This window comes from Angustibacter aerolatus (genome assembly GCF_054776675.1).
On sequence record NZ_BAAHBM010000007.1, the window covers coordinates 38158 to 51149 of the forward strand.

General features: G+C 74.5%; 14 protein-coding genes and 1 tRNA gene. 6 read left to right on the forward strand and 9 right to left on the reverse strand.

Features of this window, described 5'->3' with window-relative positions; all coding sequences use genetic code 11:
• Nucleotides 1-57 precede the first annotated feature (57 nt).
• The gene (locus ACYVI6_RS03155; RefSeq protein WP_460444977.1) at nt 58-384 is read right to left on the reverse strand and encodes a WhiB family transcriptional regulator; all 327 of its coding nucleotides are present in this window, start codon (nt 382-384) and stop codon (nt 58-60) included.
• A 302-nt stretch (nt 385-686) separates the two neighbouring features.
• Here ACYVI6_RS03155 and ACYVI6_RS03160 point away from each other — a divergent pair, with 302 nt between their 5' ends.
• Nucleotides 687-3173 (forward strand): transglycosylase domain-containing protein, encoded by a 2487-nt coding sequence (locus ACYVI6_RS03160; protein ID WP_460444978.1) that lies wholly within the window; start codon nt 687-689, stop codon nt 3171-3173.
• Nucleotides 3174-3185: 12 nt separating this feature from the next.
• On the opposite strand, the gene ACYVI6_RS03165 is transcribed toward ACYVI6_RS03160, so the two are convergent.
• Nucleotides 3186-3644, reverse strand: a complete 459-nt coding sequence (locus tag ACYVI6_RS03165) for a GatB/YqeY domain-containing protein (protein ID WP_460444979.1) — start codon at nt 3642-3644, stop codon at nt 3186-3188.
• 37 nt (nt 3645-3681) lie between these two features.
• Here ACYVI6_RS03165 and ACYVI6_RS03170 point away from each other — a divergent pair, with 37 nt between their 5' ends.
• Both ACYVI6_RS03170 and ACYVI6_RS03175 read left to right on the forward strand, forming a co-directional pair.
• Complete coding sequence (locus tag ACYVI6_RS03170; protein ID WP_460444980.1) at nt 3682-4617, forward strand: metallophosphoesterase; 936 nt, start codon at nt 3682-3684, stop codon at nt 4615-4617.
• 1 nt (nt 4618) lies between these two features.
• Nucleotides 4619-5359, forward strand: coding sequence for a hypothetical protein (locus ACYVI6_RS03175; RefSeq protein ID WP_460444981.1), 741 nt, complete (start codon nt 4619-4621; stop codon nt 5357-5359).
• Here the strand turns inward: ACYVI6_RS03175 and ACYVI6_RS03180 are convergent.
• On the reverse strand, nt 5275-5871 hold the full coding sequence (locus tag ACYVI6_RS03180) for a GNAT family N-acetyltransferase (protein ID WP_460444982.1): 597 nt from the start codon (nt 5869-5871) through the stop codon (nt 5275-5277). The two genes, ACYVI6_RS03175 and ACYVI6_RS03180, sit on opposite strands and share 85 nt — an antisense overlap.
• Before the next feature lie 95 nt (nt 5872-5966).
• Between ACYVI6_RS03180 and ACYVI6_RS03185 the strand changes: the two genes are divergently transcribed.
• Nucleotides 5967-6040: transfer RNA gene (locus tag ACYVI6_RS03185), tRNA-Pro, on the forward strand.
• A 56-nt stretch (nt 6041-6096) separates the two neighbouring features.
• Here the strand turns inward: ACYVI6_RS03185 and ACYVI6_RS03190 are convergent.
• Complete coding sequence (locus ACYVI6_RS03190) at nt 6097-6618, reverse strand: DinB family protein (RefSeq protein ID WP_460444983.1); 522 nt, start codon at nt 6616-6618, stop codon at nt 6097-6099.
• 136 nt (nt 6619-6754) lie between these two features.
• On the opposite strand from ACYVI6_RS03190, the gene ACYVI6_RS03195 reads away from it, so the two are divergent.
• Nucleotides 6755-8041, forward strand: coding sequence for a GAF domain-containing protein (locus ACYVI6_RS03195; RefSeq protein WP_460444984.1), 1287 nt, complete (start codon nt 6755-6757; stop codon nt 8039-8041).
• 52 nt (nt 8042-8093) lie between these two features.
• A complete protein-coding gene (locus ACYVI6_RS03200) occupies nt 8094-9134 on the forward strand; it encodes a GGDEF domain-containing protein (RefSeq protein ID WP_460444985.1) in 1041 nt (346 codons plus the stop codon).
• Here the strand turns inward: ACYVI6_RS03200 and paaE are convergent.
• Genes paaE through paaA form a run of 5 tightly spaced genes read right to left on the reverse strand, consistent with a single transcriptional unit; the run spans nt 9122 to nt 12968 of the window.
• Nucleotides 9122-10198, reverse strand: a complete 1077-nt coding sequence (gene paaE / locus ACYVI6_RS03205; protein ID WP_460445016.1) for a 1,2-phenylacetyl-CoA epoxidase subunit PaaE — start codon at nt 10196-10198, stop codon at nt 9122-9124. The genes ACYVI6_RS03200 and paaE overlap by 13 nt on opposite strands.
• 11 nt (nt 10199-10209) lie before the next feature.
• Nucleotides 10210-10737, reverse strand: a complete 528-nt coding sequence (paaD, locus tag ACYVI6_RS03210; RefSeq protein ID WP_460445017.1) for a 1,2-phenylacetyl-CoA epoxidase subunit PaaD — start codon at nt 10735-10737, stop codon at nt 10210-10212.
• Nucleotides 10731-11642 carry a 1,2-phenylacetyl-CoA epoxidase subunit PaaC gene (gene paaC / locus ACYVI6_RS03215; RefSeq protein ID WP_460444986.1) on the reverse strand — a complete coding sequence of 304 codons (912 nt, stop codon included), beginning with the start codon at nt 11640-11642 and terminating at the stop codon, nt 10731-10733. The genes paaD and paaC overlap by 7 nt, the downstream gene beginning before the upstream one ends.
• 14 nt (nt 11643-11656) lie before the next feature.
• Nucleotides 11657-12019 carry a 1,2-phenylacetyl-CoA epoxidase subunit PaaB gene (gene paaB / locus ACYVI6_RS03220; RefSeq protein WP_460444987.1) on the reverse strand — a complete coding sequence of 121 codons (363 nt, stop codon included), beginning with the start codon at nt 12017-12019 and terminating at the stop codon, nt 11657-11659.
• Nucleotides 12012-12968, reverse strand: coding sequence for a 1,2-phenylacetyl-CoA epoxidase subunit PaaA (paaA, locus tag ACYVI6_RS03225; protein WP_460444988.1), 957 nt, complete (start codon nt 12966-12968; stop codon nt 12012-12014). Before paaA ends, paaB begins: the two co-directional genes overlap by 8 nt.
• Nucleotides 12969-12992: the final 24 nt, after the last annotated feature.

Here is a 12992-nt window from a genome sequence, read left to right on the forward strand (position 1 = left end):
GCCACGGACGCACGAAGGGCCACCCGGAACCCGGGTGGCCCTTCGGTGGTCGGTGCGTCAGACGGCGACGGGCGTGCTGGTCTCGATGCTGCGCTCGTGCTCGGCGCGGGCGGTCTCGAGCAGGCGGCGCCAGGAGACGACGTTCGGACGCTTCTTCAGCAGGGCCCGGCGCTCGCGCTCGGTCATGCCGCCCCAGACGCCGAACTCGGTGCCGTTGTCGAGGGCGTCGGCGAGGCACTCGGTGCGCACCGGGCAGCCCATGCAGACGCTCTTGACGCGGTTCTGCTCGGCGCCCTGCACGAACAGCTCGTCGGGGTCGCTGGTGACGCAGGCGCCCTGCGCCGCCCAGTCCTGCACCCAGCCGGCCGCCACGATCTCGCTCATCTGCTCTGCTCCCCAGTGCCCGTGAGAACAGCGCGTCGCCATCGGGACGATGCGCCTGTCCAACCCCACAGACGACGGTACGGACGGCGAACACGGGCGACCATGACCCGAACCGGCCATTTGCCCAGCGCGAGTGACTAGTCACCTGACCACCCGGCCGGGCTCTCTGCGCCCCGCGCTTCGACCCAGCGTGACCGGCCCTCGCGCAGCGTGGCGAGCGGCCCGTCCTGTCAGCCGTCCGGGTTACCCTCGGCAGTGGTCAGCGGGCTCCGGCCCGTCGCAACCCGCCGAGGAGCCCCTGCATGTCCGAGCGCCACGACGACCGCGGCAGCAGCGCGGTCAGCATGGTGACCCTGCTCGCGTCGCTCGTGGCCACGGCCGTGGTGGCCGGGCTCATCGGCGCCGGGCTGGTCATGCCCGCCGTCGGTGCCGTGGGCGCGACCGCTCGCGGCGGGGTCGGCTTCTTCGACGCGCTGCCGGCCGAGCTCGAGCAGAGCCCGCTCTCGCAGCAGTCCCGCATCCTCTACGCCGACGGCTCCACGCTGGCCACGTTCTACAGCGAGAACCGCATCATCGTGCCGCTGAACAAGGTCGCCCCGATCATGCGCAAGGCGCAGGTGGCGATCGAGGACACCCGCTTCTACACGCACGGCGGCGTCGACCCGCGCGGCCTGGCCCGCGCCGTCGTCAGCAACGCCAGCGGCGACCAGCAGGGTGCGTCGACCCTCACGCAGCAGTACGTGAAGCTCACGCTGCAGGAGAACGCGATCTACGCGGGCGACGAGGAGGCCGCGCTGGCCGCCGTCCGCAAGGACTACTCCCGCAAGCTCCAGGAGGCGAAGTACGCCATCACCCTGGAGAAGAAGCTCAGCAAGGACGAGATCCTCGAGGGCTACCTGAACATCGCGTACTTCGGCGACGGCGCGTACGGCGTCGAGACCGCGGCCCGGCACTACTTCGGCATCCCGGCCGCGAAGCTCTCGCTGCCGCAGGCCGCGCTGCTGGCCGGCATCGTGCAGCAGCCCACCCCGTTCAACCCGGTGCGGCACCCGAAGGCGGCCACCCAGCGCCGCGACGTCGTGCTCGCGCGCATGCTGCAGACCGGGGCCATCACCCAGAAGCAGCACGACGCCGCGAAGAAGACCAAGCTCAAGCTGAGGGTCACGCGCACCGGCAACGGCTGCGACAGCTCGAAGTCGCCGCTGTTCTGCAACTACGTCTACCAGGTGCTCACGAAGGACGGCATCCTCGGCAAGACGCCGGCCGCGGCCGCGCAGCGCATCCAGCGGGGCGGCCTGACGGTGCGCACCACCCTCGACAAGGACGCTCAGAAGGCCGCCGACCAGGCCATCAGGGACCGGGTCGCGGCGAAGAACCCCAGCAAGGTCGCGGCCGCGATGGCCGTGGTCGAACCGGGCACGGGCAAGATCCTCGCGATGTCGCAGAGCCAGCCGTACGGTCGCAACACCAAGAAGGGCCAGACCGACCTCAACTACGCAGCCGACTACAACCACGGCGGCAGCGGTGGGTTCCAGCCGGGCTCGACGTTCAAGGCCTTCACGCTCGCGGCCGCCCTGAAGTCGGGCATGCCGCTGCAGAGCCGCATCTACGCTCCCCGGCACGGCACGCCCTTCCCCGCGAGCGACTTCAACAGCACCGCGTGCTGGCCCGCTGGCAACCTCGGCGCCCGGTACGCCCCCGGCAACAGCGAGGGCGACGAGTCGGGGCTGCAGTCGCTCGACCAGATCACCTACCGCTCGGTGAACACCGGGTTCGTCGCCCTCGAGGCCAAGGTGGGCATCTGCAAGGTGAAGGCGGTCGTCGACGCCCTCGGCGTGCGTCTGGCCCGGCCCAGCACGGAGGTCAACGACGGCAAGCTCTCGGACGAGATCAGGCCGTTCCCGACGATGACGCTCGGTGCGGCCAACGTCTCCCCGTTGACCATGGCCGCGGCCTACGCCGCCTTCGCCGCCGACGGCGAGTACTGCTCACCCGTCGCCATCGGCTCGATCCGCACGCTGGCCGGCAAGAACATCAAGACCCCGAAGGCCGACTGCGCCGAGGTCATGGAGCCGAATGTGGCCCGTGGCGTGACGTCGGCGCTCGAGGACGTGCTGTCGCAGGGCACCGCGCGCGGGGTCGCCAAGGTCGGTCGGCCCGCCGCGGGGAAGACCGGTACCGCGAACGACTCGACCAGCAGCTTCTTCGTCGGGTACACCCCGCAGCTGGCGTCGGCCGTCTGGTTCGGCCGACCGGCCACCCAGGCGAAGTGCATGTGCGGCGTCGACACAGGCAAGGGCTCCTACGGCAAGGTCTTCGGTGCCACCGTGGCTGCGCCCATCTGGTCCGCGTTCATGCGACAGGCGTCCGAGGGGAAGCCGGTCGAGGACTTCGAGAGCGCCGACTCCAAGACCATCTACGGCGACCGCGTGTCGGTGCCCTCGACGTACGGCCTGAACGTGGGCGAGGCCATCGGCCGGCTGCAGGCCGCCGGCTTCAGCGCCAGCGTCTCCGGGCACACGAACTCGTCCGCGCCCGCCGGCTCGGTGGCCGGCACCAGCCCGGGCTCGGGCGCTCGGGTCGCCAAGGGCTCGTACGTGGGCGTCGTGGTGAGCGACGGCCCGAAGCAGGAGAAGCCGAAGCCGTCGAACACCGCGCAGCCGGGCGGCGACGGCAACGGCAACGGCCAGGGCAACGGCCAGGGCAACGGCAACGGCCAGGGCAACGGCAACGGGGGCGGCCCCGGCAACGGCCAGGGCAACGGCGGACCCGGCGGCGGACAGCGCTAGCCGGGATGGGCGTCAGCCCGCGCTGAGCTGGCGGCGCACCTCGGCGGCCACCCGGCCGCCCTCGGCCCGGCCGGCGACCGACGCCTGCACGGTCTTCATGACCTGGCCCATCGCCTGCATGCCGGACGCGCCGCTCTCCTGCACGGCGGTGCGCACCAGGGCGGACAGCTCGTCGTCACCGAGCTGCGAGGGCAGGTAGCCCTCGACCACCGCGAGCTCGGCGCGCTCCCGCTCGGCCCGCTCGGGGCGGTTGCCGTCGGCGAAGGCGGTCGCGGCCTCGCGGCGCTTCTTCGCCTCGCGGCGGAGCACCACCTGCAGCTCGTCGTCGGTCAGCGTGCGGGCGACGTCGCCGGCGACCTCCTCGTTCGTGATGGCGGCCAGCACCATGCGGATCGTGGCGACCCGCACGTCGTCGCGGCCGCGGATCGCCTCGGTGAGGTCGTCGCGCAGGGTCTGCTTCAGGTCCGCCATGCGCGCATCGTCGCAGCCCGTGGCAGGATCGCGCACCATGGCCCCGCTGCCCCGACTGCTCGCCGCCGGTGCCGCAACGGCGGGGCTGGGCACGGCCTTCGTCGCCGGTGCGGTGGTCGAGTCGCGCGCCTACCTGCTGCGCCGCGTCGACGTGCCGGTGCTGCCCCCGAGGGCGCGTCCGCTGCGGGTGCTGCACCTGTCCGACCTGCACCTGACGCCCTGGCAGCGCCGCGAGCCGGCGTTCATCCGGTCGCTCGCAGCGCTCGAACCCGACCTCGTCGTCGACACCGGTGACAACCTGGCCCACCCCGCCGCCGTGCCGAGCGTGCTGTCGGCGCTGCAGCCGCTGCTCGAGCGGCCCGGCGTCTTCGTGCTCGGCTCGAACGACTACTTCGCCCCGAAGCCGAAGAACCCCGCCCGCTACCTGCTGCCGCGGGACGGGCGCCGGGTCATCGGACGACGGCTGCCGACGTCCGACCTCGTGCGCGGGCTCACGGACGCCGGGTGGCTCGACCTCGACAACGCCCGCGGGGTGCTCGACGTCGGCGGGCTGCGCCTGCGGTTCACCGGCGTCGACGACCCGCACCTGGGCTACGACCGCCACCCCGCCGACGACGGCGCCGGCGAGGGCGCCGACCTGCACGTCGGGGTGCTGCACGCGCCGTACACCCGAGTGCTCGACGCGCTGACCGTCGACGGCGCCACGCTGCTGCTGGCCGGGCACACCCACGGCGGGCAGCTGCGGGTGCCGGGCTACGGCGCGCTGGTCACCAACTGCGACCTCGACCGCCGTCGCGCCCGCGGCCTCAGCCGGTGGTGGCCGGGTGCCGGCACCGTGTCGCCGCGCGCGGCCGCACCGCGTGACGCGGCGTGGCTGCACGTCAGCGCCGGCCTCGGCACCTCGCCGTACACCCCGGTGCGCTTCGCCTGTCGTCCCGAGGCGACGCTGCTCACCCTGCGCGCCCGGGACTGACGTGGGCGAGCAGCCCGGCGTCGTGATCGGCCGGGCGAACGAGCGGCTGGCGCTGGCCTGGGTCGTGGCGCTGCTGGCGGTCGCGGTCGTGCTGCTCGTGGTGGGTGGCGCCCGCGCGCCCGCGCTGGTGCTGTACCCGCTGGCGCCGGCCGTCGTGCTGGTCGTCGTGCTGGTGCGGGGTCGCCGGCAGACCATCGTGCTGACCGACGACGCGATCGAGGTGCACCGGCCCGACGGCGGGGTCGCCGTGCGGTGGGACGACCTGCTCTCGGTCTCGTGGTCGCGGGCCGGCACCGGTCTCCTGAGCGCGAACCTGCACGCGCTCGTGGTGCGTCCGCGCGGCGGGCCCTACGCGGTGCCGGGCCCGAACTCGCCGGCGCGCCTGGCCGTCGCGAGCGTCTTCGGCCGGACGGCGAACCGGCGGGCGGCGCAGCTGCTGCGGGCGGAGGCCGAGCGGCACGGCGTGGAGTGGGCCACGTCGCTGGTCGGCGACGCGACCTGGGGCGCCGGCACCACCGTCGAGACGCAGCGTGCGGGCGCACCCGCCCCGCTGCAGTCCCGGGAGGGGGTCCCGTCGCGGCACCGCACCGAGCGACGAGAGCCGTCGGACGACGACGGCTGGTCGGGGCCGTTCACCACGCGGCGCGGCCGGGCGCGTCAGCCGCGGCCTGGCAGCGGCAGCGGGACGCCCAGCAGCGGGCCGGACGACGACGGGAGCGGCACGAACCCCAGCCGCTCGTAGAAGCCGAGCGCCGCGACGTTCGCCGGGTCGACGCCGACGTGCAGGCCGTCCGCGCCTGCCTCGTGCGCTGCGGCGGCGAAGGTCTCGATCAGCCGACGGCCCCAGCCGCCGCCGGCCAGCCGGGGGAGCAGGTCGACGTGCAGGTGGGCCGGGTAGGCATCCACGTGCTCGTGCAGCCGCAGCGCCGGGTCGAGGCCGTGCGCGACCCGCGGGTCGTCGAGCTGGTGCGCCCGTCGGGCCCGCAGGCCCGGCAGCCACTGCGCGGCCTCGCGCGCGGCGAACCGCCGGGTGTCGGCCGTGCCCACCACGTACCCGCCGGGACCCTCGTCGTCCTCGACCACCCAGGCGAGCTCGGGCTCGAGCAGCAGGTAGGGCCGCAGCCACACGTCGGGCAGCAGGTCGTCGTCGGGGCCGCGGCCGCGAGCGTCGCCACCGGCCGCACCGGTGCGCACGCAGACGTCGTCGAGCGCCGGCCCGTCGTCCGGCCGGGCCGGCCGCAGCGTCGCGTCCACCTGCCCATCATGACCGGCTGGGCAACCCGGTACGGACCACCCCGCCGACTCGGCTACGATGACTCCGCTCCTCCCCGACACCGGGGAACGAGTGCCGGGGTGTGGCGCAGCTTGGTAGCGCGCGTCGTTCGGGACGACGAGGCCGCAGGTTCAAATCCTGTCACCCCGACAGTCCACCGAGGGCCGGTCCTGCATCGCGGGGCCGGCCCTCGGTGCGTCCGGGCCTCAGCCCATCGACTTCCGGCCGTCGAGGGTCTCGCGCAGGATGTCGGCGTGCCCCGCGTGCTGGGCGATCTCGGCCACCAGGTGCACGAACACCCGGCGCGCCGTCCAGGTGGCGCCCGGCGGGTTCCACGGGGCCGGGGGCAGCGGCTGGGCGGCGTCCAGGTCGGGCACGGTGCGCAGCAGCTCGTCGGTCTCGGCGGCGGCTGCCCGCGCGTCGGCCAGCACCGCCTCGAGGGTCTCGCCGTCGAGCAGCCGGAAGCTCGCGGCGTGCAAGGCGTACTCGTCGGTGGTCGGCGCGTGGTCGGGCGGGCCCTGCACGAGGAACCCGGCCCACTGCCGCTCGATGGACGCCACGTGCTTGACGAGCCCGCCGAGGCACAGCTCGCTCGCGGTCGGGGTGGCGACGGCCTGCTCGTCGGTGAGCCCCTCGACCGTGCCCCAGAACAGGTACCGGTGCTTCGCGAGGCTCTCGAGCAGGTCGCGGCGCTCCTGCGTGAGCTCGGTCTGGTCGGCTGCGGTCACGGGGTCCTCCGGCGGTCGGCTGGCTGCTGCGCCGAACCTAGGGCCCGGCACCGACAACCGGTCAGGGGCGCGTCGACGTCTGGTCGGCGCGGTCGCCCCGTGCGTACCCTGCAGGTGGCGGACGCCGGGAGGTGCGATGACGGACTCCGGTCGGGCCTGGCGCGCGGGGCAGGACCCGCGCGCGGTCCAGCGGCGGCTGCGGGCTGCCCACGACCGGTTCGTCGCCACCGGCGAGGCCGGGCCCGGGGTGCGCGACGTCGTCGCCGAGTCGTGGGCCCGCTGCGTGCGGGGCGGCCTCGACCCCGAGCGCTCGCTGGCCCCCGTCGACCTCGTGGACGACGCGCTGCTGGCCCATCGCAGCGCCCACCCGCTCGGGGCGGTGATGCCCGTCATCCGGCGGCTGCTCGTCGACGACGCCCAGGACGCCGGGCTGCTGGTCGCGGTGAGCGACGCGGCCGGCCGCCTGCTGTGGGTCGAGGGCGAGCGGGCGGCGCGCGCGGCGGCAGCTCAGATGCACTTCGTCGAGGGCGCCGTCTGGTCGGAGGACCGCGCCGGCACGAACGCCCCCGGCACCGCGCTGGCGCTCGACCGCCCGGTGCAGATCTTCGCCGCCGAGCACCTGTCGCGGCAGGTCACCCGGTGGAGCTGTTCGGCCGCACCGATCCACGACCCCGACACCGGCGCCGTGCTCGGGGCCCTCGACCTCACCGGTGGCGACGAGGTCGTGGCGCCGCACTCGCTGCAGCTGGTGCGCGCGACCGTCGCGGCCGTCGAGAGCGAGCTGAAGGTGCTGCGGCTGCAGGGCGGGCTGCCGACCGCCGACCCGGCGGTCGACGCCGCCGCGCCGTTCGCCGAGGTGCTCGGCCGCGACCAGGCCGTGCTGCGCCGCGCCGACGGCGTCACCCGGCTGTCGCTGCGGCACAGCGAGCTGCTGGTGCTGCTGGCCGCGCACCCCGAGGGTCTGACCGGCGAGCAGCTGGCGACCGCGCTGCACGAGCACCCGGTCGCCGCCGTCACGCTGCGTGCGGAGGTGGCCCGCCTGCGCGGTCTGCTGGGCGCCGACCTGCTGCGCTCGCGCCCGTACCGGCTGCACGGCTCGTGCCGCAGCGACGCCGACGAGGTGCGGCGGCTGCTGCGCGCCGGACGGCTGGGTGCGGCGGTCGACCGCTACCGCGGGCCGCTGCTCCCGACGTCGGACGCGCCGGAGGTGTCGCGGATGCGCCAGCGGCTGCACGACGACCTGCGGGCGGCGCTGCTGCACGGCGACGACCCCGACGCGCTGCTGCGGTTCGCCGACACCGAGCACGGCCGGATGGACTGGACGGCGTGGCAGGCCGCCGAGCGGATGCTGCCGCCGTCGTCCGGACGTCGCGAGCAGGTGCGGGCCCACCTGCAGGTGCTCGACGCCGAGCTGCGCCGCTGACGCGAGCGCGCCGGGGTTCAGGTGACCGCCTCGGACGCCGACGTACAGGGTCGTGAGCTGGCGGACGCGGTGCGCCCCGAGGGACCAGCGCGCTGCCGCCCGCACCGCGCTGGTGATGGCGTGCGCCGCCTCCACCTGCACCATCGGCGCCGCGGCGCTGCAGACCGGCCTGCACGTGCTGACCAGCATCGTCGTCCCGGTCGCGGTGCTGGCCGCCACGGCCCTGCTGGGCACGGTGGTCGGACGTCGGGCGCCGTCGCTCTGGCTCGCGGTGCCGGTGCTCGCGGTGGCCGCCGTCAGCTACCTCAACCTGGTCACCGAGGACACCAGCGCGGGTGCCGCCGTCTGCGTGCTCTACCCGGTGATCTACGCCGCCTCGCAGCTGCGGGCAGGGCCGGCCTGGGGGTGCACCGCGCTGGCCGTCGCCGGCCACACCCTCGTCGTCTCGCGGCTGCTGCCCCCGATCGAGGCCGCGACGAACGCGCTGTACGTCGACATCGCCGCGGTCAGCCTGGCCGCGCTCTTCGTCTACTCCGGCCGCCGGCAGGACGAGCTGCTCGCCCGGCTCGAGCAGCGCGCAGCCGTCGACTCGCTGACCGGTCTGGTGAACCGTCGCGTGCTCGACGAGGCGGTCAAGGCGGCGCTCACGCACAGCGACTGCGACGCCGGCACCGCGATGGTGCTGGTCGACCTCGACCACTTCAAGAAGATCAACGACACCCTCGGGCACCCCGTCGGCGACGAGGTGCTGGTGCACGTCGGCCAGCAGCTGCTGTCGTGCGTGCGGCACGGCGACGTCGTGAGCCGCATGGGCGGCGACGAGCTCGCGGTGCTGATGCCGGGCACCTCGCGCGCCGACGCCCTGCACGCGGCCCACCGCATGCTGGAGCGCCTGCTCGCGGACCCGGTGCAGGTCGAGGGGCACAGCGTCGAGCTGTCGGCGAGCATCGGGGTGGCGCACTCGCCCGAGCACGGGTCGACCCCGCGCGAGCTGTACGCCGCGGCCGACGCCGCGCTGTACCGCGCCAAGCGTGCCGGCCGGGCCCGGGTGCGCGTCGAGCCGGTGCCCGACCTCACCGCTCAGACGTCGTAGTCGACGGTCAGCTCGTCGGTCAGCGGCAGGCTCTGGCAGGTCAGCACGAAGCCGGCCGCGACCTCCGAGGGCTCTAGCGCGTAGTTGCGCCGCATCTCGACCTCGCCGGAGGTGACCCGCGCGCGGCAGGTGCCGCACACCCCGCCCTTGCAGGCGAACGGCAGGTCGGCGCGGGCGCGCTGCGCGGCGTCGAGCACCGGCACGTCGCGCGGCAGGTCGAGCGTCGTCGAGCGCCCGTCGAGCGTCACCGTCACCCGGCTCGTCGGCCCGGTGGGCGCGCCCTCGAGGTGCCGGGACGGCGGGGGCGGCACGTCGCCGGCGTAGAACAGCTCGGCGTGCACCCGCTCGGCCGGCACCCCGAGCCCGAGCAGCGCCGCGCGCACGTCCTCGACCATCTCCAGCGGACCGCACAGCCAGAAGCCGTCGACGGCGGGCACCGGCACCAGCGCCCGCAGGATGCGCTGCACCCGGTCGGCGTCGAGCCGCCCGCTGAACAGCTCGACCTCGCGCGGCTCGCGCGACAGCACGTGCACCAGGTCGAAGCGGCTGCCGTGCCGGTCCTTCAGGTCGGACAGCTCCTCGGCGAACATCACCGTGTCGGTGCGTCGGTTGCCGTAGAGCAGCGTCACGTGCGCCGCCGGCTGCTGCAGGAGCGAGGCGGCGATCGACATCAGCGGCGTGATGCCCGAGCCGGCGGCGACCAGCACGTGCCGCCCGCCCAGCTGCGGGTCGACGACGAACGAACCGCTCGGGGGCTGCACCTCGACCACGTCGCCGGGGCGCACGCCGTCGACGAGCCAGGTCGAGAACACGCCGTCCGGGACGACGCGCACGCCGACCCGCGGGGCGGCACCGGCCGGCGCGCAGATCGAGTACGAGCGGCGCTGCTCGACGCCGTCGACGTCGCGACGCAGGGTCAGCGACTGCCCGGGCCGGAAGGCGAAGACCTCGGCCAGCTCGGCCGGCACGTCGAAGGTCACGGCTGCGGCGTCGTCGCACAACCGCTCGACGCGGGCCACGGACAGCGGGTGGAACGCGGCGCGACCCGCCCGTGCCGGGCTCAGCACCTCGGTGGTCACGCCAGCTCCTTGAAGTGGTCGAAGGGCTCCGCGCAGGCGCGGCACGCGTGCAGCGACTTGCAGGCGGTCGATCCGAAGCGCGACAGCTCGCGGGTGTCGAGCGACCCGCACCGCGGGCAGCGGACCGACGGCGCGCGGGTGCCCAGCACCAGCGGCACCGGGCCGGACGACGCAGGCCGGGCCGGGCCGGGCGGCGCGATGCCGTGCTCGGCCAGCGCCCGGCGTCCGCGCTCGGTCAGCCAGTCGGTCGACCACGCCGGCGACAGCGACGTGCGCACCTCGACGTCGTCGAACCCGTTGCGGCGCAGGGCGACCAGCAGGTCGGCGCGCATCGTCGCCATGGCCGGGCACCCGGTGTAGGTCGGGGTGATGGTGACCACCAGGTGCTCGCCGTCGAGCTCGACCGACCGCAGCACGCCGAGGTCGGCCAGGGTCAGCATCGGCAGCTCGGGGTCGGTGACCGTCGCGGCCACCTCGCGCGCCCGGTCGAGCCGCCCGTCGGCCAGCACCGCGCTGGTCACCAGCGCCCCAGCGGGTGCGCGCGCGCGACGCTCTGCAGCTCGTCGAGCAGGGCCTGCATCGCCTCGCTGTGCACGCCGTCGCGCCCGGCCCGGCCGCCCACGGTGCCGGCGCTGCGGGTCTGCGGCCGCTCGAGCCCGGCCGTCGACAGCACCAGGTCGAGGTCGGCGGACGCCTGCTGCCAGGCGAGCGCGGGGTCGGCCGCCACGCCGGCGGCGAGCAGCGCCGTCTCGACCGGGTGGGTGCGGCCCAGCTCGCCGAGGAACGGCCAGATCGCCTGCAGCGCAGCGACGGTGCGGCGACGGGACTCGTCGGTGCCACCCGCGAGCGTGACCACCCAGCGGGCCGCGTGGTCGCGGTGGTACCGCAGCTCCTTGACGCCCTTCTCGGCGACGGCGGCCAGCACCGCGTCGCGCGAGCCGCGCAGCTGCTCGAGCAGCGCGAGCCGCCAGGCGCTGAACACCAGCAGACGCACCACGGTGACGGCGAAGTCGCCGTTCTCCAGCTCGACGAGGTGCACGTTGCGGAAGCCGAACTGGTCGCGGAAGAACGCCAGCCGGTCCTCGTCCGGCACCGGCGAGCCCTCGGGCAGCACCGGGACGCACGCGGGGTCGGCCGCGGCGGCCCGGGCCAGCAGCAGCCGCGCCTGGCCGATCAGGTCGAGCCCGGTGTTGGCGAGCGCGACCTCCTCCTCGAGCTCGGGGCCGCGGGTGGCCCACTGCGCGAGGCGCTGCGAGAGCACCAGCGCGTCGTCGCCGAGCATCAGGCAGTACGCCGCGAGCGCGGGGCCGTCGACGCCGTCCGGCAGCGTGGTGTCGACCCCGGCGAGCGGGTCGTCGAAGCTCGACCCGAAGGCCCAGCGGGCGTCGTCCTCGGCCTCGACGAGACCCTCGTAGGCGCTGTCGTGCATCGCGTGGCCGTCCATCACATGTGGGGGACGTCGTCGGGGATGTCGTAGAACGTCGGGTGCCGGTAGATCTTGTCGGCGGCCGGCGCGAAGAACGGGTCCTTCTCGTCGGGGCTCGACGCGGCGACGTGCTCGCTGCGCACCACCCAGATGCTGACCCCTTCGTTGCGCCTGGTGAACACGTCACGGGCGTTGCGCAACGCCATCTCGTCGTCGGCGGCGTGGATCGAGCCGACGTGCACGTGGTTCAGCCCGCGCTTGCCGCGCACGAACACCTCGTACGGCGGCCAGTCGGCGTCGACGTTGCGCTGCTCCGGCTCGACCGGCACCCCCGTCATCGGGACGGCGCCGTGCCCGCCCTCGGCGGTGAGCTCAGCCACGGGACGCCGCCTGCTGCGTGCGCGCGAACGCCGTCGCCGCCTCGCGCACCCACGCGCCGTCCTCGTGCGCCTGCCGGCGGCGGGCCAGCCGCTGCGCGCTGCACGGTCCGTTGCCCTTGACCACCTGCATGAACTCCGACCAGTCGGGCTCGCCGAAGTCGTGCGCCTGCCGCTCGGCGTTCCAGACCAGGTCGGGGTCGGGCAGCGTGACGCCGAGCGCCTTCGCCTGCGGCACGCTCATGTCGACGAAGCGCTGCCGCAGCTCGTCGTTGCTGTGCCGCTTGATGCCCCACGCCATCGACTGCGCCGAGTTCGGCGACTCGTCGTCGGGCGGGCCGAACATCATGAGCGACGGCCACCAGAAGCGGTCGACCGACTCCTGCACCATGGCGCGCTGCTCGTCGGTGCCGGCCATCATCGTCATCAGCAGCTCGTACCCCTGCCGCTGGTGGAACGACTCCTCCTTGCACACCCGCACCATCGCTCGGGCGTAGGGGCCGTAGCTGCTGCGGCACAACGGGACCTGGTTGCAGATGGCCGCGCCGTCGACCAGCCAGCCGATCGTGCCGACGTCCGCGTAGGTCAGCGTCGGGTAGTTGAAGATCGAGGAGTACTTCTGCGCCGACGAGATCAGCTTCTCGGTGAGGTCGTTGCGGTCGGCGCCCAGCGTCTCGGCGGCCGAGTACAGGTAGAGCCCGTGGCCGGCCTCGTCCTGCACCTTCGCCATGAGGATCGACTTGCGCCGCAGCGAGGGCGCGCGGGTCAGCCAGTTGCCCTCGGGCTGCATGCCGATGATCTCGGAGTGCGCGTGCTGGGCGATCTGGCGCACCAGCGTGCGGCGGTAGCCGTCGGGCATCCAGTCGCGCGGCTCGACCCGCTGCTCGTGCGCGATCGTCGCGTCGAAGGCGGCCTGCAGCGCGTGGCCGGGGGAGTCCGCAACCTGCGTCATCGTCGACACCTCTCTGAAACCGAC